A 24,483-nucleotide genomic window follows, 5' to 3' on the forward strand; every position below is an offset into this window, starting at 1 on the left:
CCCCGGCTGGCCAAGACGCCGCTGCGCCTGTTGTCATTAATGCCCAACAGCAAGGTTAGCGTCGTTTCATCGCTTCAAAGAATTCCAGATTCGTCTTGGTGTCCTTCAAACGATCAATCAGGAACTCAGTGGCAGCAGTGTCGTCCATCGGGTTAAGCAGCTTGCGCAGAATCCACATACGCTGCATTTCATCTTCAGACGCCAGCAGGTCTTCACGCCGAGTGCCGCTGCGACGAATATTGATCGCAGGGAACACGCGCTTCTCGGCCAGTTTGCGGTCAAGATGCGCTTCCATGTTACCGGTGCCCTTGAACTCTTCGAAGATAACTTCGTCCATTTTCGAGCCGGTATCCACCAGCGCGGTGGCGATAATCGTCAGGCTACCGCCTTCTTCGATATTACGTGCAGCACCGAAGAAGCGTTTGGGCTTCTCAAGGGCGTGGGCGTCCACACCACCGGTCAGCACCTTGCCGGAACTTGGCACAACAGTGTTGTAAGCACGGGCCAAACGAGTAATAGAGTCCAGCAGGATCACGACGTCTTTCTTGTGCTCCACCAGACGTTTGGCTTTCTCGATCACCATTTCGGCAACCTGAACGTGACGTGCCGGCGGTTCATCGAAGGTGGAGGCAACCACTTCGCCACGCACGGTGCGTGACATTTCGGTCACTTCCTCAGGGCGCTCATCAATCAGTAGCACGATCAAATGGCACTCTGGGTTGTTACGCGTGATGGACGTTGCAATATTCTGCAACATCAGCGTCTTACCCGCTTTAGGTGGTGACACCAGCAGGCCACGCTGGCCCTTACCAATCGGCGCAGTCAGATCAATGATGCGCGCAGTGAGATCTTCGGTAGAGCCGTTACCGATCTCCATGCGCAGGCGATCATCCGGAAACAGCGGCGTTAAGTTCTCAAACAGAATCTTGTGCTTGGCGTTTTCGGGGCGATCAAAGTTGATCTGGCTGACTTTGAGTAGAGCAAAATAGCGCTCCCCCTCTTTCGGGGGGCGAATCTTGCCGGAAATGGAGTCGCCTTTACGCAGATTGAAACGACGAATCTGTGATGGCGATACGTAGATATCATCCGGTCCGGCGAGGTACGAGCTGTCCGCGCTGCGCAGGAAGCCGAAGCCATCCTGGAGAATTTCCAGCACACCGTCGCCATAGATATCCTCGCCACTTTTGGCGTGTTTCTTGAGGATGGCGAAAATGATGTCCTGCTTGCGCGAACGGGCTAAGTTGTCGATACCCATATCGCGGGCGATATCGAGCAGCTCGGGAACGGATTTTTGCTTGAGTTCAGTGAGATTCATCGGTGTGTTAGAAAGTTGCTCATGAAAGCTGGGCGCTAAGCGCCGGGAATAAGACAGGAGGCGTGACCTAAACAATAGGGTTAAGCGCCGAGTGCTGCGTTCAGATCCCAATTAAGGCACGCGCTCTATCATTAATGAGCTGGGCGGAGGTTAATCAAAGGCCTGGGCAAGGTGGCACAATGGATTATGGCTCAGCTTGAGGGTGCGAAACACCTGCTTAATCTGACCAGCGCGAGGAGTGCGCTGCATCAGCGGGTTATCTGACGACTTGGAAATCTGGCCAACGCTATCTGGATATGTACGGCTTTTCAGCCATTAAGCATAAATACCATAAGCGTAAGCACTATAACATAAGTACTAGAGTACAAGTACTATACGCTTCACCCTGAGGCCCAGGGTGACCGGGATGGCACGCCTATTAATAACGCAACAGGCCAACTCGGATCAAGCCAGTAGCCCGATGGTAGTCAAGCCCCGCGATAAACGCAAGCCTTTGGCAATTGACAATAGTCAGAGTGCGCCGCAACCTTGGCATAGCCAATAGGAAGGATAGCTCATGCCCGAGGACATTTCGCTCCCCATCACTGCTGCGAATAATGAAGTTGATCACGGAGAACCCCAACGCTTAGCCGCCATCGACCTTGGTTCAAACAGCTTTCATTTACTGGTGGCCAACTACCAGAATGAGCGCCTTCAGGTGGTAGCCCGAATGGGCGAAAAGGTGCAGTTGGCCGCCGGACTGGATGAACACGGCTACCTGAGCGAAGCCGCCATGCAGCGTGCGCTGGACTGCCTTAGCCGATTCGCCCCCTTCCTGAATGATATTGATGGCGCCAATCTGCGTGTCGTAGGTACCAATGCCTTGCGCGATGCCTACAATAGCCAAACATTTATTGAGCGCGCGGAAGCTCAGCTGGGCCATGCCATCGAAATTATTGCTGGCCGGGAAGAGGCCCGCCTTATCTATCTGGGGGCGGCCCATGCACTGGCAGAAAATGGTCGCCGTCTGATCGTTGATATCGGCGGAGGGTCCACTGAATTTATTATTGGCGAAGTCTTTGAACCCAAAGCGCTTGAAAGCCTGCGCATGGGCTGCGTTACCTTTAGCAGCCGCTTTTTCCCCGATGGGGAACTGAGCGAAAAACGTATGCGCCGGGCAGAACTGGCAGCCCTTTCTGAGCTGGCCAATATCCAGCGCCCCTACCAGCGCCTGGGCTGGGATGACCCGGTTGGCTCCAGTGGGACCATTAAGGCTGCCGCCAGCGTGCTTTATGCCTACGGCGACACCCCCCAAGAGGGCGTGATTACCCGTAGTGGGTTGAAAAAACTCCGCGAGCGCCTGCTCAAGTGCAGGCAGTTGGATAAAGTAGCGCTTGATGGCTTAAAACCTGACCGGGCAAAGGTATTCCCTGCTGGCATTGCGATTCTGAACGCCATCTTCGAAGCATTTGATCTTACCCGGATGCGCTTTGCAGACGGCGCCCTGCGCGAAGGCGTGCTCTACGATATGGCAGGGCGCAACAGCGCCGAAGATACCCGCTCCAAAACACTGGAGATGCTCAAACGGGTTTACGATGTGGATACGCGGCAAGCCGAAAATGTTGCTGATACCGCCGTTCGTCTGTTTGCCAGCGTGAAGAAAGCCTGGGGTCTTACCAAAGACCAGGAGCACTATTTAGTCTGGGCAAGTCATGTGCATGAAATTGGCCTGGCAATTTCCCATAGCCAGTTTCACCGCCACGGCGCCTATTTATTGGAGCATTCGGATCTCGCCGGATTCTCGCGCCCAGAGCAGCACTTACTCGCCTTTTTGGTGCGCGCCCACCGGCGTAAATTCCCGTTAAAGGAGTGGCAGCTTCTGCCCGCGTCACAACAAGCCAGTAGCGCACGGTTGGCCCGTTTGCTGCGGCTAGCGGTTCTGATCAATCATTCGCGCCCTGAAAGCTCTCCCTTGCTGCCTGGAATCAGTGCTGATACCGATACATTGACCCTGACACTACCCGCCAGCGATGAACCAACGCTGCTAAGCACCGACCTTGAGCAGGAGCAGGCTTACATGGACACGGCAGGCTTTAAGTTAAAGCTTGAGCAGGAAAAACCACTCACTAAAAAGACCTAACCAGCAGCGCACTGCAACGGCGTTAACGTTATACCCGCCGCCTGCCACAGGATGGTGGCAGGTGGTTGAATCACCCCCAGGCAGGTCTCTTGATCCATTACCACTATCAGGCGCTCACGCTCCCAGGGCGGCAGCTCACTCTCTTGCAGCAGCCGTTTGAGGTCCCGACGCCCCCGTCCTGGCAGGTTGATTACCTCTCCGCCCTGGCGCCAGCGGAGCAGCACGGGATAAGAAGTGTTTAAGGTGATCTGAAGTGTTCCAAGTGGGGTCGCCAGACCGGGGTGTCCGTCCCACTGAGCCTGCCAGACTGGCAGCGGCACCAGCGGCGCCATTAGATAGAGCCGCTTACGCCACACCCGCGCTTCTGCGCCCTCCCATGCAACCTTGACCTGGGCATCCCGTGAGGCTTCCAATTGCACCAGCAGGCTCTCAAGGCGCTTCTGGGGCGGCGTCGGCAAGCCCTGCTGCTGGCAAAGGGTGCGTACAAGCAAACGTTGACGTGGCAGGCTGCGCTGACTCAGCGCAGCCACATTGATGCAGCCTGGTCCAATTGTCAGGTTTGCCAGCTCATCGGCGGCATACTCAGCCAATAGCTGGTCGGCCTCACCTGCATGTTGGGCGCTCTGCGCCAATGATCGCGATGCACCGGGCCAGCGTGCCTGGAGGAGAGGCATAACGTGATGACGCAGCCGGTTACGGTCAAACGCCACCTCTCTATTGGTTGGGTCTTCGCACCAGTTAATTGCCAACCCATGGGCGGCATCGGCCAGCGTCTGACGGTTAATACTCAGCCATGGGCGCAGCAGCGTAACCCCCTGCCACTCCCGCCGGTAGGGCATACCAGCCAACCCCCGGATACCGCTGCCACGCAACGCAGCCAATAGCAGGGTTTCCGCCTGATCATCCTGGTGCTGGGCCAACCAGAGGGTATCGCCCACCGGCACACAGCGTTTAAACGCATGGTAGCGGGCGCGACGTGCCGCACCTTCAATCCCCTCGCCTTGAGTATCCACCACCACACGCTCGACCACCAGTGGCACACCCAAGCCATCACACAGCATCTTACAGTGCGCCTCAAATACAGCGGCATGTGCCTGTAGGCCGTGGTTGATATGGATAGCCCGCAGCGGTTGGCTTGTCGCCTGACATGCCTGTGCCGCCAACACCAGCAACAGCGTTGAGTCGAGCCCACCGGAGAGCGCCACCCAAACAGTACGCCCCGGCGGGGTCTCCGCCAGGGCGTCACCAAGCAAGCGTAAAAGCAGTTTAGGCGGCTGGTGCGCCATAGCTCATCAAGCGCTTGTAGCGGCGTTCAAGCAGTGCCTCACTATCCAGGCTTTGCAGGCGATCCAGGCTACCGGTTAGCGCTTCTTTCACACGCTCAGCGGTGGTGACCGGATGGCGATGCGCACCACCCAACGGCTCTTTGATCAGTTCATCCACAAAGCCAAGCTCTTTCAGGCGCTCGGCCGTGATGCCCATGGCCTGGGCAGCATCGGAGGCTTTTTCTGCGCTCTTCCACAAAATGGAGGCACACCCTTCCGGGGAAATAACCGAATAGGTGGAGTACTGGAGCATATGCAGCTCGTCGCACACGCCAATCGCCAGGGCTCCACCGGAGCCACCTTCACCTACCACAGTGGAGATAATCGGCGTTTTCAGGCGTGACATGACCGCCAGATTATAGGCAATCGCCTCAGACTGCCCGCGCTCTTCCGCGTCGATACCAGGGTAGGCACCAGGGGTGTCAATAAAGGTCAGGATGGGCATTTTAAAGCGCTCAGCCATTTCCATTAAACGACAGGCCTTACGATACCCTTCCGGGCGCGGCATACCAAAATTACGACGAACTTTCTCTTTTACATCGCGTCCTTTCTGATGGCCAATAACCATCACGGGCTGGTCATCCAGACGGGCAATCCCTCCGACCAGGGCGGCATCATCAGCAAAGTTGCGGTCGCCATGAAGCTCATCGAAGTCGGTAAATACGTGCTCAAGATAGTCCAGCGTATACGGGCGCTGGGGGTGGCGGGATAGTTGGGAAACCTGCCAGGGGGTTAAATCCTTGAAGATCGATTCCGTTAATTTGTGACTCTTCTCCTCCAGCCGGGAGATCTCATCGGAGAGATTGACTTGGCTGTCAGAGCTGACCAAACGCAGCTCCTCAATTTTTGCCTGGAGTTCGGCAATGGGCTGTTCAAAATCGAGATAATTAGGATTCATCGGCTCTGCCTGTAAAAATAAGCCTGGTCGAAACGAGCATGTATGGGTGCCATTATCGCACCCTGACCCTGCCACGCAAGGCAATGCCCGCTCAAATAAATTGTTCAGTCACCAAGAAGTGTTGGCAGACTACCGGCACTTAGCGGTAGCGCAGCTGTACGCCCGCCTGCCCTTGTACATCCCGTAGCGCCAAGAGCAGGTCATCGCTGGGGGCTACTTTCCATTCATCACCAAGCTCCAGCCAACCCACTGCATCCGGGTGGCGATACTGCAAGCGTACGGGCAGCCCCTCTTCATCACGGTAGGGGCTTAGGCTGTCGCGGAGACTTTCCACCAGACGACCGTTAATCTGCCCGGCGTCCAGTGCCAGTTCTACCGCCTGTCCATAACGTATCCGCGCTGTCACCATGGGGGTGACGTCCTTGCCACGCAACCGCAGGCCGCCTGAAAAATCGTCGCTGGACACTTCACCTTCAACAATGATGACCTGATCCGACTCAATCTGACCGCGCAACTGTTCAAATAATTCACCAAACAGCGATGCTTCAATGCGGCCAGTGCGGTCATCCAGGGTGATAAATGCCATGGTATCGCCACGCTTGGACTTCATGGTGCGCATGGCCACCACCAAACCAGCCACACGCTGGGGTTCACGGGAGGGCTTTAAGTCACTGATACGGGTTGAAACGAAGCGTTTAAGCTCACGCTCATACTCATCAATGGGGTGGCCTGTCAGGTAAAGGCCCAGGGTGTCTTTTTCCCCGGACAATCGTTCACGATCGGTCCACTCCCGGTTGTGCCGGTATTCGGTATATACATCAACCTCTTCTTCTTCAGCCGCGAAGGCTTCGCCAAACATATCCAGCATTCCCAGGTTCTGGTTGGCGTGATTTTGGGCAGCGGCTTTAAGCGCATCCTCCATGGCAGCTGCCAGCACTGCCCTGTTGGGGCCGAGGTTATCCAGCGCTCCCGAGCGAATCAGTGCCTCCAGGGTACGCTTGTTCATGCGTTTGGGGTCTATACGCCGACAGAAATCGAAGAGATCCTTAAACGGGCCACCTGCTTCACGGGCCTCCACGATTGCACCAATAGGGCCTTCACCCACGCCACGTATCGCCCCCAGGCCATACACCACCCGGCCATCGGTATCCACGGTGAACTTGTACCCCCCGACATTCACATCAGGCGGGGTAACCGTCAGCTTGAGGTTGCGGCACTCCTCAATTAGCGGCACCACTTTATCCAGGTTATCCATTTCCGTGGACATGACTGCCGCCATAAACGGGCCGGGATAGTGTGCTTTCAGCCACGCTGTCTGGTAGGACACCAGGGCATAGGCAGCCGAGTGGGATTTGTTAAAACCGTAGCCTGCGAACTTCTCCACCAGGTCAAAGATGTTACCGGCAAGATCCTTGTCGATCCCGTTTTCGGCACACCCATCCATAAAGCCTGCCCGCTGCTTGGCCATCTCTTCGGGCTTCTTTTTACCCATGGCGCGGCGCAGCATATCTGCCTGACCCAGCGTATACCCAGCCATTACCTGGGCGATCTGCATGACCTGCTCTTGGTAAAGAATAATGCCGTAGGTTGGCGTCAGCACCGGTTTCAACAGGTCGTGCTGATAATCCGGGTGTGGATAAGAGACTTCGGAGCGGCCATGTTTGCGGTTAATAAAGTCGTCCACCATGCCCGACTGTAGCGGCCCTGGGCGGAACAGCGCCACCAGAGCGATCATGTCGTCAAGGGAGTCTGGCAGCAGGCGCTTGATCAGCTCTTTCATGCCGCGGGATTCCAACTGGAATACCGCGGTGGTTTCCGCCCGCTTGAGCATTTCAAAGGTTTTGCCATCATCCAGCGGGATAGCATCGATATTGAGTGGCCCCTGGCCGTTGGCATCACGCACTTTATCGACCATTTCCAACGCCCAGTCGATAATGGTCAGCGTACGCAGGCCCAGGAAGTCGAACTTCACCAGTCCCGCTTCTTCAATATCGTTTTTATCGAACTGCACCACCAGCCCCGAACCATCTTCGTCGCACAGTAGTGGCGAGAAGTCGGTCAGTTTGGTGGGCGCAATCACCACTCCGCCGGCATGCTTGCCGGTGCCCCGGGTAGTGCCCTCTAGCTTAAGGGCCATCTCCCAGATCTCTTCGGCCTCTTCATCGCTTTCAATAAACTCTTTCAGAGCCGGTTCCTGCTCAATGGCTTTCGCGAGGGTCATACCCACTTCAAACGGGATCAGCTTGGAGAGCTTATCCCCTAACGAGTATGGCTTACCCTGGGCACGGGCCACATCACGCACAACCGCTTTGGCTGCCATGGTGCCAAACGTTACAATCTGGGACACGGCGTTGCGCCCATACCGGTCTGCCACATACTCAATAACGCGGTCCCGCTTCTCCATACAGAAATCGACGTCGAAGTCGGGCATGGAGACACGCTCTGGGTTAAGAAAGCGCTCAAACAGCAGGTCGTAGCCAATGGGATCGAGATCGGTGATTTTTTGTGCGTAGGCTACCAGCGACCCCGCCCCCGAGCCTCGCCCTGGCCCTACGGGCACATCGTTATCCTTGGCCCACTGGATAAAGTCCATAACGATGAGGAAGTAGCCGGGAAACCCCATCTGAATGATAACGTTCAGTTCGAACTCAAGCCGGTCACGGTAGCGCTGCTCAATCTCACGATAGGCGTCACTGCCCCGCGGGTACTGCTCGGCAGGGAACAGAAAATCGAGACGCTCGGTCAGCCCATCGTGGGAAACCTTGCGGAAGAATTCATCCTGGGTCATGCCTTCGGGAATTTCGAACTCCGGCAGGAAGATTTCCCCCAGGCGCACATTGACACTACAGCGCTCAGCAATCATCACGCTGTTCTCAAGTGCTTCGGGAATATCAGCAAATAGCGCCGCCATTTCCTCGGGGCTTTTCAGATACTGCTCTTCGGTATAGCGGCGTTCCCGCCGTGGGTCGGCCAAGGTTTTGCCCTCGCCAATCGCGACGCGGGTTTCGTGGGCCCAGAAGTCCTCTCTTTCCAGAAAGCGCACATCGTTGGTGGCAACCACCGGGGTATTGGTATCCATCGCCAATTGAACGCTGGCGTGCACACAGGCCTCTTCCATAGCCCGACCAGTACGGATCAGTTCCAGATAAAAGCGGTCGGGAAAAGCACTCTGCCACTCTTCCAGCAGCACCCGCGCTTCGCGTTCATGGTCGGTAAGCAAGTGACGCCCAATATCACCCTCTCGCCCCCCGGACAGCGCAATCAAGCCTTCGCTTTGATCCAAGATCCACTGTTTATCAAGAATGGCGCGCCCCTGACGCTGCCCATCACTCCACCCCCTGGAAATGAGTTCGGTGAGATTGCGGTACCCGACATCATTCATTGCCAACAGTGTAATGCGATAGGGGTGCGATTCATCGTGGGCATTATGCAGCCACAGGTCGCTGCCGATGATCGGTTTCAGGCCGGCACCCTGAGCGGCTTTGTAAAACTTCACCAGACCAAACAGGTTGGTTTCATCAGTTAACGCAAGCGCCGGCATCCCGCGCTCAGCGGTGGTACTGACCAGCGGCTTGAGTTTAACCAAGCCATCGACCAGGGAGTATTCACTGTGCAAACGTAGATGAACGAACGGAACCGTCATGGGACTCTCAGAAACGCTAGGTAAATGGAATAAAAAGCTTACAGCAGTGCCAGTTGACGCTGCACTGGCGCGAAACTGCGGCGATGTTCAGCTAGTGGCCCGTGGGCGGCCAGCGCCGCCAGATGCTCTTTCGTTGGGTAGCCTTTATGGCGTGCGAAGCCATACTCAGGATAGCGCATATCCAGTGCTACCATCTGTGCATCACGAGCCACCTTGGCCAGAATCGAGGCCGCGGCAATAGCGGGGTGCCGGGCATCCCCTTTTACCACCGCTTGCCCTGGCAGGCGGTGTCCTGGCAGGCGATTGCCATCCACCAGCAAATATTCAGCCGCCAGCGCCAGCCCATCAATGGCACGGCGCATGGCAAGATGCGTGGCATGATAAATATTAAGTTGATCCACCTCGGCAGCACTTGCCTCGGCAACAGTAAACGCCAACGCACGCTCCCGAATCAACACATCTAATGCTTCTCGCTTGCGGGCGGTGAGTTTTTTCGAATCCGTTAGCCCTTCAATGGGGCGGGTTGGGTCAAGAATGACCGCGGCGGCCACCACGCTACCAATAAGAGGGCCACGGCCTACTTCATCCACCCCGGCCAAACGCTCGCCAGTGTATTCGATCACCAGCGGCGGGAACTCGGCCATTTTACCGGCCATCAGTTTCCCCCTCCTGACTATCCAGTGGCTGACCTGCCACCAGCGCATCAATGGTCCTGGCAGCACGTGAGCTGGCATTGCGCTGCAATGTTGCGTGCATAGCGGTAAAGCGCTCCTCAAGGGCGTGGCGCGCGGTATCATCCATCAATAGCTGGCTGAGTTGTTCCGTAATAGCGTCAGGTGTGGCGGCCTCCTGAATCAGTTCAGGCACCAGTTCTTCCTGAGCGATCAGGTTAGGCAGTGAAATCCATGCTGTTTTCACCAGCCGTTTGGCCAGCCAATGCGTGACGGGAGCCATTTTATACGCCACCAACATTCCCCGGTGGCAAAGCATGGCCTCCAGAGCCGCTGTCCCCGAGGCAAGTAGTACAGCATCGCTGGCCACCATGGCCTCACGGGCCTGACCATCCAGTAGGGTAACACGCTCACCCAATGCCGGATAACGTTCCAGTAACTGATGGATCTCTGTACGGCGCTGCGGGGTGGCGGCGGGGATAACGATATGAAGAGAGGCGTGGCGCTGGCAGAGCAACTCGGCAGCGCTTAAAAAAGTATCGCCCAAAAAGCGTATCTCATTGCCTCTTGAGCCAGGCAATAACGCCAACACCAACGCCTGGGGAGGTAAACCCAGCGCTTGGCGGGTTCCCTGGCGATCGTTAACCAGCGGCAGCTCATCCGCCAGGGGGTGACCAACAAAGGCAACCGGCACCTGATGACAGTGATAAAAATCAGCCTCAAAGGGGAGCAGTGTGAGCATACCATTGACCGCCTTCGCGATCTTATTAACACGCCCCTGCCGCCACGCCCATACCGATGGACTAACATAATGGGCGGTTTTGATACCGACATCCCGCAGCTGCTTTTCGAGGCCGATATTGAAGTCGGGCGCATCAATGCCAATCATGATATCGGGCCGCCAGGCAATGGCTTCCTGGCGCAACGTTCGCCGTACCCGAATCAGTTCCGGCAGATGTTTAATCACTTCCACCAGTCCCATAACCGCCAGCGTTTCCAGGGGAAAGCGGCTTTGCAGACCCAGTGCTTCCATACGTGGCCCGCCTATACCGCGAAACTCAACACCGGGATGGCGAACACTTAGCTCCCGCATCAGACCGGCCCCCAGGATATCGCCGGAAAGCTCGCCTGCCACAAGGTATACACGCTGCAAAGTCATGGTAGCTTTTGGGTATGGGTAAGAGGTGTTTGAGTTTGCCGCTTTTGCATGCTTTGCTTACACAACGCGTAAGCCAACATGACTAGCGCACAATACCGCGGGTAGAACGTGCTATGGAATCGGCAAAGAAGGTAACTTCCGGCACATCAAAGCGGCTGCGCATTTCCTCAATCGCCTGTTCCACCGTTAGCCCCTGCCGATACACCAGTTTATAGGCCGTGCTCAACGCATTAATGGCATCGCGGCTGAAACCTCGGCGTTTCAAACCAACCAGGTTCAGTCCACGTGCTTCTGCCGGATTTCCGTTAATCATGACGTAGGCTGGGGTGTCTTTGGTGATAATGGAGCCCCCCCCCGCCATGGCGTGATCACCAAAGTGACAGAACTGGTGCACCGCCGACAACCCGCCCAGAATGGCAAAATTGCCCAGGGTGACATGACCAGCCAGGGTGACCTGATTGGCCAGTATACAGTCGTTTCCGATCACACAGTCATGGCCCACGTGGACATAAGCCATAAAGAGATTGCGTGAGCCAATGGTCGTCTCGCTGCGGTCCTGAACGGTACCACGATGAAGCGTTACCCCTTCGCGGATAACGTTATCGTCACCCATCACCAACCGGGTGGGCTCGCCCGCGTATTTTTTATCCTGGCACTCTTCACCTACCGAGGCGAACTGAAAGATGCGCGTACGCTCTCCCAGAACAGTGGGGCCTTTCACCACCACATGGGGGCCTATCACCGAGCCAGCGCCAATGGTGACATCAGGTCCAATAACGCTAAAAGGGCCAACCTCAACGTCGTCAGCAAGCTGCGCTGAAGGGTCAACCAGTGCAGTAGGATGTATCAAGCCACCTTCCTCTCAGCACAAATAATTTCCGCCTCACACGCCAGTTCACCATCCACTGTCGCGCGGCAGGCAAACTTCCAGATTCCACGCTTCCCACGAATAACATTCGCTTCCAGTACCAGTTGGTCGCCTGGCATAACGGGACGCTTGAAGCGAACATTATCGCTTCCCACCAGATAGTAGACATAACCATCAGCAGGAAGCTTATTAACGGTTTTAAAGCCTAAAATACCACATGCCTGCGCCAAGGCTTCAACGACAAGCACACCGGGCATAATGGGGTGGTGGGGGAAGTGACCATTAAAAAACGGCTCGTTGATACTGACATTTTTAAACGCAACGATGGATTCGCCCACGGTTAACTGCGTCACACGGTCCACCAGCAAAAACGGGTAGCGGTGCGGCAAGTATTCGCGAATTTCGTTAATATCCATAACCATCGTAACGACCTCTAAAATGACAAAAGGCCTGAGTGATATCAGGCACGCACCAGCACTCCTGCTGGCTAAAAGGCAGTGGATTATAACCTGCTGCGATCAAGCCTCAAGCCACTGCCTCAGAAATTCACTTGTCCATTACGCATCACGCTGGTTTTTTTCTAACCGCGACAGACGCTTGGCAATATCATCCAACTGCTTAAAACGTACCGCGTTTTTACGCCACTGAGTATTATGCATGGCACCAGTGCCCGAGGAGTAAACCCCTGGCTCATGAATCGAATTGGTCACCAGACTCATTCCTGTTACCTGCACGCCATCGCAGATGGTGAGGTGGCCGGAAAGCCCTACACCACCACCGAGCATGCAGTGTTTGCCGACTGTCGTGGAACCGGCAATACCCACACACCCCGCCAGCGCACTATGATCACCAATGGTCACGTTATGGGCGATTTGCACCTGACTGTCGATTTTTACGTCGTTGCCAATCACCGTATCACCCAGTGCGCCCCGATCAATACTGGAGCAGCTGCCGACTTCGACGTCATCACCCAGCACCACACCACCCAGTTGGGCGATTTTATGCCAACCTGCCCCATCGTGGGCAAAGCCAAAACCATCGCCTCCAATCACGCACCCACTTTGCAGGATCGCTCGCTTACCAATCACGACCCCATGGCAGACCGTCACATTGGCATGCAACCGGGTACCTTCGCCGATCACACTATCCGCTCCAACAAAACTGCCAGCCCCTACAACAACACGATCCCCCAGGACCACACCGGCTTCGATCACCGCATGGGCCTGAATGGACACGCCTTCACCAATAGTGACATCACTGGCTACCACTGCCGCCGGGTGTACACCAGGAACATCCCTTGCAGGGAGTGGATCAAACAGCTGAGACAACTTGGCGTACCCCAAATAGGGGTTATCCATCTCAAGGCGGGGAACCGGGCAGTTTTTACCGTGCTCAGGGTGCAGCAATACTGCTGCCGCCTTGGTCGCAGTCAGGTCTTTCAGGTAAGCGCGATTGGCTAGAAACGCAACTTGGTCTGGCGTGGCCTTCTTAAGCGTTGCCAAGCCACGAATTGGTTGGTTGGCGTCGCCCTCGAATGCAACATCCAGGTGGCGAGCGATATCCGCAAGGGTGAGGTGATGAGAAACGTGCGTCATGGGAGCCCAGGGAAGCATTGGTACGGGCAAGCCCGCACCAGCAATCATTAAATTAATTCAGTGAATCGAAAATCTGTGTGACCTCATTGGTCACGTTTGGCAGATCTGTCGACGAGTGCAGCACGCCCTGGGGCTCCACCAATACATCAATATTATGACGCTCCAGCACCTGCTCGACGGCGCGTTCAAGCTTGGACTCCGCGCTTTCAAGGAACTGCTGCTCTGATGTCTGCTGCGCTTGTAATACTTCACGGCGCAATTGCTCAAAGCGGCTGCCTTTCTCCTGTAGCTCGGCAATGAGCGAGTCCCGCTGGGACTGGGACATCGTCTCGCCTTCACGCTGCAAACGCTCCTGCAACTGCTGTAACTCGCCACCCAGCGCCTGAGCCTCACGCTGCTGGCTACCAATCTGGCCTTCCAACTGGCTTAGCGAGGACTGGGCAGCCTGGGTATTCATCAAAGCGGCGCGCCAATCAAGCACCGCGACTTCGGCCGCATGGGCAGGCAGCGCCAACGCACCGAACAAACACACAGCTGCGGTCAATTTACGCATCGTGTTAACTCCTTTTCATTAGGCAGCGACATACTTAAACATGCCGCTTCACCATATTAGAACGTTTGACCCAGCGAGAACTGGAAGAACTGAGTGTCATCGCCACTTTCATCATTAAGTGGCTCGGCAATGCTGAAGGTTAGCGGACCGACCGGTGTCAGCCAGGATAGCCCCACCCCAACACTGTAACGCAGATCGCCAAGGTCAACGCCAGAGCTACACTGCTGGCGCCCTGCATCCTCTTCCATCACGTCATAACATGAGCTCAGGAAAGTATTACCGGCATCCAGGAAGAGCGATGTCTGCAATGAACGCTGGTTTTCAACAAACGGCAGCGGGAAGAGCACTTCAGCACTACCCTGGACGAGGATGTTACCCCCCATCGTACGGTCACGCCCACCTTCACGGGCAGGTGTCGTACGCTGCCCCAACGTATTTGAGGTGAAACCACGCACCGAGCCTAAACCACCCGCATAGAAGTTTTCATAGAAGGGGTAAGGGTCGTTGGTACCCAGTGTGTCAGCGTAGCCAAGGTTACCGCTGAATTTAAGTGCCCAGGTTTGATCATCGTTAATGGGGTAGAGTTGCTGTGCACGCGCCTGCAGCTTGTAGTACTCGGCGTCACTACCCGGCACTCCCGTTTCCAGCGAGAGACGCTGGTAATTACCTGCCGTAGGCATAATCCCACGGTTGAGGTTATTGCGTGTCCAACTCGCCGTTAATTTCAGACTTTGCGCATCCGCCCCCTGATCTTCCACATAGCGGCGAATTTCCGATGCCGTATCGTAGTAGGTTTTCACCGTCAAATCTTCAACACTGGCACCAAAGTTAAGCCGTGAAAGTTCGCTGATCGGATAACCAAAATTAATACCTGCACCGTAAGCATCCGTCGAGAACGTGGAGATATCCGAGTCAGCGTAATCAGTCTCACGGTAGTACAGATTATACCCCCGTGAGATACCGTCCAGGGTCCAGTAGGGATCGGTAAAGGCGAAGTTGACACTGGTAAAGGTATCACTACGCTGGGCGCCGATATTGACGCGATTGCCGGTGCCCAGGAAGTTGTTCTGGGCCAGACCTACCCCGTAAATCACCCCGGCACTCTGCGAAAAGCCGACGCTGGCAGACACTGAACCTGAAGGCTGTTCTTCCACGTTATAGGTGACATCAAGCATATCAGGCTGGCCGGGAACCGGCTGGGTATCGACTTCCACTTCGCTAAAGAAACCAAGACGCTCCAGGCGCTGGCGCGACTGGGCAATGGAGTCGGTAGAGGCGGGCGCGCCCTCTAACTGGATCATTTCACGGCGCAACACTTCATCCTGCGTCGTGGTATTACCGTAGAACTCAATACGCCGAACGTAGGTGCGCTGACCGGGATCAACGGCAATCACCAGATCAACCGTCTCGCCGTCACTGTCCATTTCCGGTATACCCTGCACGTCAGCAAAGGCGAACCCTTCGGCTCCCAGGCGCTGACGCAGTGCTTCGGTAGAGGCATTTACCTGTCCCCGTGAGAACGTATCGCCACTGCTGATTTCCAACAGCTGGCGGGCTTCGCCTTCGCTAAGCTGTAAATCACCCACAAAGCGAATATCACCAACACGATACTGGTTGCCTTCATCCACATTCAGGGTAACGAAAATTTCTGACTTATCTGGCCCGATGGACACCTGGGTAGACGCTACATCGAAGTTCACGTAGCCACGATCCAGATAGAAAGAGCGCAGACGTTCAATATCACCGGCCAAGGCTTCACGGGAATATTCATCCCGGGAGAACCAGCCAAAAAAACGGCCAGGGCGGTCATTCAACTCAAAGACGGAACGCAGCGTGTCATCATCAAACGCTTCGTTACCCACAATGTTGATTTGACGGATCTTTGCCACTTCACCTTCGTTAATATCGATATTGACCTGAACCCGGCTCTCATCGATCTCTTCAACCTGTACATCAATACCCGCGCTATAGCGCCCCTCGGACTGGTAGACACCTTCCAGTTCACGCCGGATCTCTTCCAGCGTCGAGAGCTGCAGGACCTGGCCTTCGGATAGCCCCGACTGGCGCAGTCCATTACGCAGGTCATCTTCAGAGAGCCGCTGATTACCGGTGATGTTCAGGCGTGCAATGGTTGGCCGCTCTACCACCTGGATAATCAGAACATCGCCTTCCCGTGCCAGGGAGACATCCTCGAACAGGCCAGTAGCGAACAGGTCACGTGCAGCAGCTGTCAGCTGCTGTTCACTGACGCGGTCATTCGCACTGACGGGAAACGCATTAAAGACCGAGGCGGCGGATACCCGCTGTAGTCCTTCCACACGAATGTCCGAAACATCAAAGGATTGTGCTTGGGCGCCGCTGGCGCCTGCCAGCAAAAGTGCCGCCATTCCAAGGGTCTTGATTTTCATGCAGTCAGTTCGCTCGCGTTGGTCTGCCCATCGTTCCAGACAGGCACCATATACATTTGTGCAGGCAGATGACAAGGCATCCTGCGCGCTACACGCGTCATTACCACAGGCGCATCAGATCAAAATAGAGGGCCATCAACATCAGGGTGCCCACCATGGCAAGCCCGATGCGTAACCCTACCGCTTGAGTTTGCTCTGAGACTGGCCGTCCACGCACCACCTCTATAAAATAATAAAGCAGGTGCCCACCATCGAGCACGGGAATTGGCAGCAGATTGAGCACACCAAGGCTGATGGAAAGATACGCTAGAAAGCCAACGAATACTTCCATTCCAGCGCGGGCCGAGTCGCCGGAAATCTGTGCGATCGTGATCGGCCCGGACAGATTAGAGGGCGAAATCAGCCCCACTATCATTTTGCGGATCGCGTCCACCGTAAGCAGTATCATTTCCCCCGTACGGGAAAGTGCCTGCCCAACGGCTTCGATAGGACCATAGCGAATTTCTCGCTGAAGCTCTTCAGGCCATGACACCTGCTGCGCACCGGCTCCAATGTACCCAACCTGGGCACCACTCTCCAGTGTATTGCTACCGGGAGTGAGTGACAGCGTACCCTGCCCGTCGCCGCGCTGATAGCGGATCTCCAAGGTTTGACCTGCGCTTTCCCGAATCATGGCGACAAACTGCATCCAGTCGTCAACCGGTTCGCCATCAATCGCCAGGATACGATCTCCCGCCTCAAGGCCGGCCTGAGACGCCGCCTGCCCTTCTATAATTTGCCCCAGCACTGCCGGTACATCAGGACGCCAAGGGATAATACCCAAACTCTCCAGCGGTTGCGGAGGGTCCTGTCGCACTAAATAATTACTGACCGGTAGCTGGTACTCCCGGGGAGTGCCTGAACCCTCGGGCAGCGCTTCAACGGCAAGCTCGCCATTGAAGCCAATGATGGATACCAGTTTAAGATTAATCTCTTCCCATGAGCGCATGGTATCGCCCTGGATGGAGGTAATTTCATCCCCCCGGGAAAGCCCTGCCTCCGCCGCAGGAGAGTCGGGCATAATGTCCCCAACAATAGGTGCCACTGTCGTGGTGCCTGCCACAAACAGCGCCCAGTAGGCCACGATTGCCAGCAGAAAGTTGGCAATCGGGCCCGCTGCCACAATCGCAATCCGCTGCCATACTGTTTTACGATTAAACGCCTGATCCAGTTGCTCTACGGGCACAGGTGCTTCACGCTCATCCAGCATTTTCACATAGCCGCCCAGCGGAATAGCCGCAACGGCGAACTCTGTGCCATGCCTATCGACAGTGGACCAGAGCGGTTTGCCAAACCCTACCGAGAAGCGCAGCACCTTGACTCCACAACGTCGCGCCACCCAAAAATGGCCAAATTCGTGAAAGGTCACCAGCAACCCAAGCACCACGATGACCGCTAGAATATTTTGTATCAGGCCCACACTTCACTCCTTTACACGCAGCTCAGCGAATGGCTGATGCTTACGCGCCCCTCAAGTTTTAACGCAGTATCCTGGCGGCAGCCTGCTCCCTTGCCCATTGATCTGCCACTAATATCTGCTCAATTGTATCGGCATCGCCAGTAAAAGGCAGGCTCAGCACCTCCGCCACTACCGCGGCAATAGCGCTAAAACCAAGCCGCCCATTTAGGAAAGCATCGACCGCAACCTCATTGGCCGCATTCAGAATGGCGGGGGCCGCGCCGCCTTTCAGCATCGATTCCCGGGCCAGACGCAGACAGGGAAACCGCTCTTCATCGGGCGCTTCAAAATCGAGCCGGGCCACCTGGAACAGGTCAAGAACCTCAACACCGGCATCAATACGCTCGGGCCACGCCAACCCATACGCAATGGGAGTGCGCATATCAGGGTTACCTAACTGTGCAAGCACGGAGCCGTCGTCATAGGCCACCATGGAGTGGATCACGCTTTGTGGATGCACAACCACTTGAATTTGATCAGGGGTGGCATCGAATAGCCAACACGCCTCAATCAACTCCAGCCCCTTATTCATCAGAGTGGCACTATCTACCGAGATTTTGCGCCCCATCGACCAATTAGGATGGGCACACGCCTGCTCCGGCGTCACCTTGGCAATTTCCGACGCGCTCCAGTTACGAAACGGCCCACCAGACGCCGTCAACAGCAGTTGGCGAACACCATACTGTGTAAGACCACCGCGATGCTGAGCAGGTAGACACTGGTAAATGGCATTATGTTCAGAATCGATCGGCAATAGTGTTGCCCCGGCGTTGGCAACGGCATCCATAAACAGTGCACCGCTCATCACCAACGCTTCTTTATTGGCCAGCAATACACGCTTACCTGCCTCCGCCGCTGCCAGGGTGGGTAGCAGCCCCGCTGCACCGACAATGGCTGCCATTACCGTATCGACACACGCTTCCCGAGCCACCTGGCAAAGCGCGTCAGGGCCAGACAATACCTCAGTAGCAACCCCGGCGCTGGACAATGCGTTTTGTAGCCACTCTGCATCCCGCGGGTCGTCCAATACTGCCACGTTTGGCCTATGCGTTTCACATTGTGCCAATAGCGCCTCTTTCGACGTTTGGGCGGTCAGGGCATACACATGATAGCGGTCAGGATGGAGGGCGATCACATCCAGTGTGCTTTTACCTATTGAACCCGTAGAGCCGAGTACCGTCACGCGCTGGGGAAACCACTGCCTCATGATAGTGGCGCCTGTACCAGCAGCACCTGCAAATAGAGCAGGGCAAAGATGGGTATCGCCGCCGTCAGACTGTCGATACGATCCAGCACCCCACCATGGCCTGGCAACAGCTGGCTTGAATCCTTAATATTGCGATGGCGTTTCAGCATACTTTCCAGCAGGTCGCCAAGCACTGAAACCAGGGTGACCAGGGCCGTAATCACGATAAGCGCGACACCGCCCGCGAAGCCCAGTGGTTGCCAAATCGCAAATACCAGTGCCAAGAGCGAGGTGGCTATCAGCCCCCCTATCACACCTTCCCAGGATTTACCCGGACTTACCCGTGGCGCCAGCTTACGCTTACCCCACTGCCTCCCGGCAAAATAGGCACCAATATCAGCGCACCACACCAGTAACAGCACAAAGAGCAGCCACACGACACCACTATCACGCAGTATATTGAACCCTACCCAGCAAGGTAGCAGCACCCACAGCCCCATGAGCAGACGCCGGGGTGTCGCCTGCCACTGCTGGCTGGCGTCAGGGTAACGGCTAACCCAATAGAGATTAACCAGCCATCCGGCTGCTGCCAGCCATAGTGGCCAAATAGCAAAGACAGCGCCACTCAACCACATCAGCACCATTAATAGCGCTATCGCGGCCACTAATTGCAGGCGGGCGTTCTGGCGGGTCACCCCGGCCAGATTGGTCCACTCCCATGCACCCAGCAGCACAATACATGCCGTGAATAGCGCAAATGCGCTACCTTGTAGTCCGAACAGACCGATTAGCGTCAGGGGGGCCAACCAGGCTGCGGTAATAATCCGCTGTTTAAGCACCTTGTGCCTCTATTTGTTCGTCGGTCATGCCGAAGCGTCGGCGGCGATGACAAAAATCGTCCAGTGCCTTATCAAACGCCACTGCGTCAAAATCAGGCCATAGCAAGGGGGAGAAATGCAGTTCAGCGTAGGCCAGTTGCCACAACATAAAGTTGGATAGGCGCTGCTCTCCACTAGTGCGGATACACAAGTCCACCGGCGGTATCTGGTGAGTATTCATTGCGGTATCAAAGCATGCTTCATCAATATCAGCAGCAGCCAGTTCGCCAGTTGCCACCTGCTCAGCCAGCTGTCTTGCCGCGCGCACAATATCCCATTGACCACCGTAATTGGCAGCAATCACAAGGTGCATACCGGTATTGGTAACGGTCAGCGCCTCTGCGCGCTGGATATGCTTCTGGATGGCATGCGAGAACCCGCGCTGTTCACCAATAATGGATAGGCGAATATTACGCTCATTCAGCTTTTTGACTTCGCGTTTAAGCGCCATCAAAAAAAGCTCCATCAGCGCGTTCACTTCTGCCACAGGACGCTTCCAGTTTTCACTGGAAAACGCGAACAGGCTTAAGGTTTTTACGCCACGCTCGGCAGCGCGCTGAATGACCGTTCTCACGGCTTCAACACCAGCGCGATGCCCGCGCACGCCGGAAAGCCCACGAGCACGTGCCCAGCGGTTGTTGCCATCCATAATGATCGCAACATGCAACGGCAACACCTCCTCGGATGGAGAGGGCGTCGCGCAGCCCGGCTGCTGTTCAGGAAGCTGCGGTGACGTCATGGGGTCTCGCACCAAAGATCAGTCATAATAAAGCCAAGCGATGGCCCACGGGCAGCTGGTCGCTGCCCGTGGCTGGATGAAAGACAGGTGGTTATACCTGCATGAGGTCCTGCTCTTTTGCGGCAAGTGCCTTATCGATCTCAGCAATGTATTTGTCGGTCAGCTTCTGGATTTCGTCCTCCCCTTGACGCTGATCGTCTTCGGTAATTTCTTTATCCTTCAGTAGGGATTTGAAATCACCATTGGCGTCGCGACGCACGTTGCGTACGGCGACACGGGCCGTTTCTGCTTCACTGCGTGCTTGTTTGATATACCCCTTCCGCGTCTCTTCGGTCAGCATGGGCATCGGTACGCGAATAACGCTACCGGCACTGGATGGGTTGAGACCCAGATCAGACGTCATGATGGCTTTTTCAATCTTCGCCACCATGCCCTGCTCCCAGGGAGCCACCGCCAGCGTACGCGCATCTTCGACGTTCACAGAGGCCACTTGGTTCAGCGGCACCTGGCCACCGTAATACTCAACGGTAACCGCATCCAGAATACTGGGATGAGCACGCCCTGTGCGAATCTTGTTGAAGTTGCTGTGCAGCGCCTCGACACTTTTTTTCATGCGAGACTCTGCATCTTTTTTGATGTCATTGATCACGTTGTTACCCTCTGTCTATCAGCGTGCCTTCCTTGCCCCCTACCACCAAATTCAGCAGGGCACCAGGCTTGTTCATATCGAATACCCGCACCGGCATATTATGGTCACGTACCAGGCAGATAGCGGTCAAATCCATCACGCCCAGCTTTTGCTCGAGAGCGTCATCATAGGAGAGCTGGTCATACTTCACGGCGTCAGGATATTTTACCGGGTCCTTATTGTACACGCCGTCTACCTTCGTGGCTTTGATCACGACATCCACATCCACTTCGATGCCACGCAGGCAGGCAGCCGAGTCGGTCGTAAAGAAAGGATTCCCCGTACCTGCCGAAAACAGCACCACATCGCCGGATGTTAAATAGCGGATGGCAGTGCGGCGGTCATAGTGCTCAACCACACCACTCATGGGAATCGCTGACATCACCCGCGAGCGAATGTTAGAACGCTCCAGGGCATCGCGCATGGCCAAGGCATTCATCACTGTTGCCAGCATTCCCATGTGGTCACCCGTTACCCGATCCATGCCGGCTTCATTTAACGCCGCGCCACGAAACAGGTTCCCCCCCCCAATCACAATGCCTACCTGAACGCCGATACCAACCAGTTGGCCTATTTCCAGCGCCATACGATCCAGCACTTTCGGGTCGATACCAAAATCGTGCTCGCCCATCAGCGCTTCACCAGAGAGCTTTAGCAAAATACGTTTGTATTTTGATTTCGACTTCTCAACTTTATTGGACACAGCAGCGGGACTAGCATCTTGAATATCGCGTGACATGGCATCTCTCCTGAGGCAGACCTGAACACAGGTGGGCGAGGCAACCCCAAATTAGCAGGGGCCGGATACACGAAGGCGTGCGCTCGCGCGCACGCCATCTTCTTACTGGAACCTCTGACCTTAGCGACGGCCAGCCTGTTCCATGACTTCCTTGGCAAAGTCGACTTCTTCTTTCTCAATGCCTTCGCCCACTTCAAAGCGAGTGAAGCTCACCACTTCACCACCTGCCGCTTTGACATACTCAGCAACGGACTGGTTCGGATCTTTAACAAACGGCTGCTCAGTCAGGCTGTTCTCGGCCAGATACTTCTTCAGGCGACCTTGAACCATTTTTTCAGCGATCTGCTCTGGCTTACCCGCCATATCCGGCTGTGCCAGAATGATCGCTTTCTCTTTGTCCAGTTGCTCCTGGGGCATATCCGCCGGAAGAGCAACTGCCGGGTTGATGGCGGCCACGTGCATGGCAACGTCTTTGGCAACGTCGCCATTAGCCCCTTTCAATACGGTCAGTACGCCAATGCGGCCACCGTGAACGTATTCTCCCACCAGGCCACCTTCAACCGCGTTGACAATCACGGCACGACGCACACCGATGTTCTCACCGATTTTCTGCACAAGCTGCTCACGGGCAGACTCAAGATCGCCCGCCATAACAGCGGCAACGTCTTCGCTTTTCGCAGCGAAGAACGCATCAGCAATCTTGCTGGTGAAAGCGATAAAGTTGTCATCACGAGCAACGAAGTCGGTCTCGGAGTTGATTTCGACCATGACGCCATAGCTGCCATCGTCGGCAACGCGAGTAACAACGGCGCCTTCTGCAGCGGTACGGCCTGCTTTCTTCGCGGCTTTTAGACCAGAGCTTTTACGCAGGTTTTCAATTGCAACTTCGATATCACCGTCGGCTTCGGTGAGTGCTTTTTTACACTCCATCATGCCAAGACCGGTACGTTCGCGCAGTTCCTTAACCTGAGAGGCGCTGATAGCTGCCATGAGAATTTACCTCGGAAATGGTTCTAGCTGAGAGTTAAACGCGCTACACAGTATAAGCAAGGTAGATGACCATTTGCGTATGGCCATTATCGCATACATCATGCAGAGCGCTTGCCGGTATCCAGTGTCCGGCGTGGTCGGCCCGCCCGGGCTCGCCCAAAGCGGGAAAAGGGGGCATAAGGCCCCCTCTATAACTCGATGCGGCTCACCTGCCCGCCGCACCCACTGCAACCGTTACTCGGCAGCAGCGTTGGTTTCGGCGGAAGCGGCCTCTTCGGTCACTTCGACGAACTCATCCGGACGACCTTCTTTCGCACGGCTACACGCATCGGCAATTGCCTTCACGTAGATCTGGATAGCGCGGATGGAGTCATCGTTACCCGGGATCACGTAGTCAACGCCATCCGGGTTAGAGTTGGTATCTACCACACCAATGACCGGGATACCCAGTTTATTGGCTTCGTTGATCGCGATGCGCTCATGATCAACGTCGATAACGAACAGTGCGTCCGGCAGGCCGCCCATGTTCTTGATACCGCCGATAGAACGCTCAAGCTTCTCTTGCTCGCGCGTCGCCATCAAGACTTCTTTCTTGGTCAGCTTCTCGAAAGTACCGTCTTCACGCATTACTTCCAGATCGCGCAGACGCTTGATGGACTGACGAATGGTCTTGAAGTTGGTCAGCATGCCGCCCAACCAGCGATGGTTGACGAACGGCTGACCAACGCGATTTGCTTCTTCTTTAATAATCTTGCTAGCGCTGCGCTTGGTGCCAACAAACAAAATCTTGTTGTTGGATGCCGCCATCTTCTCGATTACGTCGATCGCTTCATTCAGCGCCGGCAGGGTGTGCTCGAGGTTGATGATATGAATCTTGTTGCGCGCGCCGAAGATGTATTTGCCCATCTTCGGATTCCAGTACTTGGTTTGGTGACCGAAGTGAGCACCTGCTTTAAGCAGGTCACGCATATTAACGTGAGACATGGTAAAACTCCTGAAACTCGGGTTAGGCCTCCACGCACCCCATGGATCCGACCGATGACATCGTTAAACGTTGCCAGCGGCACCCGGGACCATGTGCCGGTGCATGTGTGTTTTCAAGGCTTGCTGTTTAACAACACAGTGGCTGTGTTGCGATCCAATTGCCTTTCCGCAGATGACCGACCAGCTAAAGAAGCTTGGATGGCGATTGCAGGAAAGCGCGCGGCTTT

Annotated in this window: 20 protein-coding genes; 1 reads left to right on the top strand and 19 read right to left on the bottom strand. The window is 55.6% G+C overall.

The window, feature by feature from the left end; genetic code table 11:
- Positions 1 to 55: 55 nt before the first annotated feature.
- Positions 56 to 1,315, bottom strand: coding sequence for a transcription termination factor Rho (gene rho / locus HP566_RS08550; RefSeq protein WP_249976839.1), 1,260 nt, complete (start codon positions 1,313 to 1,315; stop codon positions 56 to 58).
- Between the two features lie 556 nt (positions 1,316 to 1,871).
- Between rho and ppx the strand changes: the two genes are divergently transcribed.
- Positions 1,872 to 3,434, top strand: a complete 1,563-nt coding sequence (gene ppx / locus HP566_RS08555; RefSeq protein WP_249976840.1) for an exopolyphosphatase — start codon at positions 1,872 to 1,874, stop codon at positions 3,432 to 3,434.
- Here ppx and tilS read toward each other — a convergent pair.
- The 18 genes from tilS to rpsB all read right to left on the bottom strand — a co-directional run bounded on the left by tilS (position 3,431) and on the right by rpsB (position 24,256).
- Positions 3,431 to 4,720: a tRNA lysidine(34) synthetase TilS gene (gene tilS / locus HP566_RS08560; RefSeq protein WP_249976841.1), complete on the bottom strand. Its 1,290-nt coding sequence runs from the start codon at positions 4,718 to 4,720 to the stop codon at positions 3,431 to 3,433. The genes ppx and tilS overlap by 4 nt on opposite strands.
- Entirely contained in the window at positions 4,701 to 5,657 is a 957-nt protein-coding gene (accA, locus tag HP566_RS08565; protein ID WP_249976842.1) for an acetyl-CoA carboxylase carboxyl transferase subunit alpha, read from the bottom strand. Before accA ends, tilS begins: the two co-directional genes overlap by 20 nt.
- A gap of 139 nt (positions 5,658 to 5,796) precedes the next feature.
- Positions 5,797 to 9,300 (bottom strand): DNA polymerase III subunit alpha, encoded by a 3,504-nt coding sequence (gene dnaE / locus HP566_RS08570; protein WP_249976843.1) that lies wholly within the window; start codon positions 9,298 to 9,300, stop codon positions 5,797 to 5,799.
- A 38-nt stretch (positions 9,301 to 9,338) separates the two neighbouring features.
- The gene (gene rnhB / locus HP566_RS08575) at positions 9,339 to 9,956 is read right to left on the bottom strand and encodes a ribonuclease HII (RefSeq protein WP_249976844.1); all 618 of its coding nucleotides are present in this window, start codon (positions 9,954 to 9,956) and stop codon (positions 9,339 to 9,341) included.
- Positions 9,946 to 11,130, bottom strand: a complete 1,185-nt coding sequence (gene lpxB / locus HP566_RS08580) for a lipid-A-disaccharide synthase (protein ID WP_249976845.1) — start codon at positions 11,128 to 11,130, stop codon at positions 9,946 to 9,948. The genes rnhB and lpxB overlap by 11 nt, the downstream gene beginning before the upstream one ends.
- Before the next feature lie 82 nt (positions 11,131 to 11,212).
- A complete protein-coding gene (lpxA, locus tag HP566_RS08585; RefSeq protein WP_249976846.1) occupies positions 11,213 to 11,980 on the bottom strand; it encodes an acyl-ACP--UDP-N-acetylglucosamine O-acyltransferase in 768 nt (255 codons plus the stop codon).
- Positions 11,977 to 12,420 (bottom strand): 3-hydroxyacyl-ACP dehydratase FabZ, encoded by a 444-nt coding sequence (fabZ, locus tag HP566_RS08590; protein WP_249976847.1) that lies wholly within the window; start codon positions 12,418 to 12,420, stop codon positions 11,977 to 11,979. The genes lpxA and fabZ overlap by 4 nt, the downstream gene beginning before the upstream one ends.
- A 135-nt stretch (positions 12,421 to 12,555) precedes the next feature.
- Positions 12,556 to 13,593, bottom strand: a complete 1,038-nt coding sequence (lpxD, locus tag HP566_RS08595) for a UDP-3-O-(3-hydroxymyristoyl)glucosamine N-acyltransferase (RefSeq protein WP_249976848.1) — start codon at positions 13,591 to 13,593, stop codon at positions 12,556 to 12,558.
- A 52-nt stretch (positions 13,594 to 13,645) separates the two neighbouring features.
- On the bottom strand, positions 13,646 to 14,146 hold the full coding sequence (locus HP566_RS08600) for an OmpH family outer membrane protein (protein ID WP_249976849.1): 501 nt from the start codon (positions 14,144 to 14,146) through the stop codon (positions 13,646 to 13,648).
- 56 nt (positions 14,147 to 14,202) lie between these two features.
- On the bottom strand, positions 14,203 to 16,554 hold the full coding sequence (gene bamA, locus HP566_RS08605; protein WP_425348179.1) for an outer membrane protein assembly factor BamA: 2,352 nt from the start codon (positions 16,552 to 16,554) through the stop codon (positions 14,203 to 14,205).
- 100 nt (positions 16,555 to 16,654) lie between these two features.
- The gene (rseP, locus tag HP566_RS08610; protein WP_249976850.1) at positions 16,655 to 18,013 is read right to left on the bottom strand and encodes an RIP metalloprotease RseP; all 1,359 of its coding nucleotides are present in this window, start codon (positions 18,011 to 18,013) and stop codon (positions 16,655 to 16,657) included.
- Positions 18,014 to 18,071: 58 nt separating this feature from the next.
- Positions 18,072 to 19,259: a 1-deoxy-D-xylulose-5-phosphate reductoisomerase gene (gene ispC / locus HP566_RS08615; protein WP_249976851.1), complete on the bottom strand. Its 1,188-nt coding sequence runs from the start codon at positions 19,257 to 19,259 to the stop codon at positions 18,072 to 18,074.
- Positions 19,256 to 20,077: a phosphatidate cytidylyltransferase gene (locus tag HP566_RS08620; RefSeq protein WP_249976852.1), complete on the bottom strand. Its 822-nt coding sequence runs from the start codon at positions 20,075 to 20,077 to the stop codon at positions 19,256 to 19,258. The genes ispC and HP566_RS08620 overlap by 4 nt, the downstream gene beginning before the upstream one ends.
- Complete coding sequence (gene uppS / locus HP566_RS08625; protein WP_249976853.1) at positions 20,070 to 20,855, bottom strand: polyprenyl diphosphate synthase; 786 nt, start codon at positions 20,853 to 20,855, stop codon at positions 20,070 to 20,072. The genes HP566_RS08620 and uppS overlap by 8 nt, the downstream gene beginning before the upstream one ends.
- Positions 20,856 to 20,946: 91 nt before the next feature.
- Positions 20,947 to 21,504, bottom strand: a complete 558-nt coding sequence (frr, locus tag HP566_RS08630) for a ribosome recycling factor (RefSeq protein WP_249976854.1) — start codon at positions 21,502 to 21,504, stop codon at positions 20,947 to 20,949.
- Positions 21,505 to 21,508: 4 nt separating this feature from the next.
- Positions 21,509 to 22,282 carry a UMP kinase gene (pyrH, locus tag HP566_RS08635; protein ID WP_249976855.1) on the bottom strand — a complete coding sequence of 258 codons (774 nt, stop codon included), beginning with the start codon at positions 22,280 to 22,282 and terminating at the stop codon, positions 21,509 to 21,511.
- A 120-nt stretch (positions 22,283 to 22,402) separates the two neighbouring features.
- Positions 22,403 to 23,272, bottom strand: coding sequence for a translation elongation factor Ts (gene tsf / locus HP566_RS08640; RefSeq protein WP_249976856.1), 870 nt, complete (start codon positions 23,270 to 23,272; stop codon positions 22,403 to 22,405).
- 234 nt (positions 23,273 to 23,506) lie between these two features.
- Positions 23,507 to 24,256: a 30S ribosomal protein S2 gene (gene rpsB / locus HP566_RS08645; RefSeq protein WP_249976857.1), complete on the bottom strand. Its 750-nt coding sequence runs from the start codon at positions 24,254 to 24,256 to the stop codon at positions 23,507 to 23,509.
- Between the last annotated feature and the right edge of the window lie 227 nt (positions 24,257 to 24,483).

Origin of the sequence: Vreelandella olivaria (genome assembly GCF_023507745.1) — a bacterium.
Taxonomy (GTDB): domain Bacteria; phylum Pseudomonadota; class Gammaproteobacteria; order Pseudomonadales; family Halomonadaceae; genus Vreelandella; species Vreelandella olivaria_A.

What these genes read in the sequence shown, in the direction of transcription:
- rho (WP_249976839.1), bottom strand. Translation starts at nt 1,315, where the DNA reads ATGAATCTCACTGAACTCAAGCAAAAATCCGTTCCCGAGCTGCTCGAT.
- ppx (WP_249976840.1), top strand. Translation starts at nt 1,872, where the DNA reads ATGCCCGAGGACATTTCGCTCCCCATCACTGCTGCGAATAATGAAGTT.
- tilS (WP_249976841.1), bottom strand. Translation starts at nt 4,720, where the DNA reads ATGGCGCACCAGCCGCCTAAACTGCTTTTACGCTTGCTTGGTGACGCC.
- accA (WP_249976842.1), bottom strand. Translation starts at nt 5,657, where the DNA reads ATGAATCCTAATTATCTCGATTTTGAACAGCCCATTGCCGAACTCCAG.
- dnaE (WP_249976843.1), bottom strand. Translation starts at nt 9,300, where the DNA reads ATGACGGTTCCGTTCGTTCATCTACGTTTGCACAGTGAATACTCCCTG.
- rnhB (WP_249976844.1), bottom strand. Translation starts at nt 9,956, where the DNA reads ATGGCCGGTAAAATGGCCGAGTTCCCGCCGCTGGTGATCGAATACACT.
- lpxB (WP_249976845.1), bottom strand. Translation starts at nt 11,130, where the DNA reads ATGACTTTGCAGCGTGTATACCTTGTGGCAGGCGAGCTTTCCGGCGAT.
- fabZ (WP_249976847.1), bottom strand. Translation starts at nt 12,420, where the DNA reads ATGGTTATGGATATTAACGAAATTCGCGAATACTTGCCGCACCGCTAC.
- lpxD (WP_249976848.1), bottom strand. Translation starts at nt 13,593, where the DNA reads ATGACGCACGTTTCTCATCACCTCACCCTTGCGGATATCGCTCGCCAC.
- HP566_RS08600 (WP_249976849.1), bottom strand. Translation starts at nt 14,146, where the DNA reads ATGCGTAAATTGACCGCAGCTGTGTGTTTGTTCGGTGCGTTGGCGCTG.
- bamA (WP_425348179.1), bottom strand. Translation starts at nt 16,554, where the DNA reads ATGAAAATCAAGACCCTTGGAATGGCGGCACTTTTGCTGGCAGGCGCC.
- ispC (WP_249976851.1), bottom strand. Translation starts at nt 19,259, where the DNA reads ATGAGGCAGTGGTTTCCCCAGCGCGTGACGGTACTCGGCTCTACGGGT.
- uppS (WP_249976853.1), bottom strand. Translation starts at nt 20,855, where the DNA reads ATGACGTCACCGCAGCTTCCTGAACAGCAGCCGGGCTGCGCGACGCCC.
- pyrH (WP_249976855.1), bottom strand. Translation starts at nt 22,282, where the DNA reads ATGTCACGCGATATTCAAGATGCTAGTCCCGCTGCTGTGTCCAATAAA.
- tsf (WP_249976856.1), bottom strand. Translation starts at nt 23,272, where the DNA reads ATGGCAGCTATCAGCGCCTCTCAGGTTAAGGAACTGCGCGAACGTACC.
- rpsB (WP_249976857.1), bottom strand. Translation starts at nt 24,256, where the DNA reads ATGTCTCACGTTAATATGCGTGACCTGCTTAAAGCAGGTGCTCACTTC.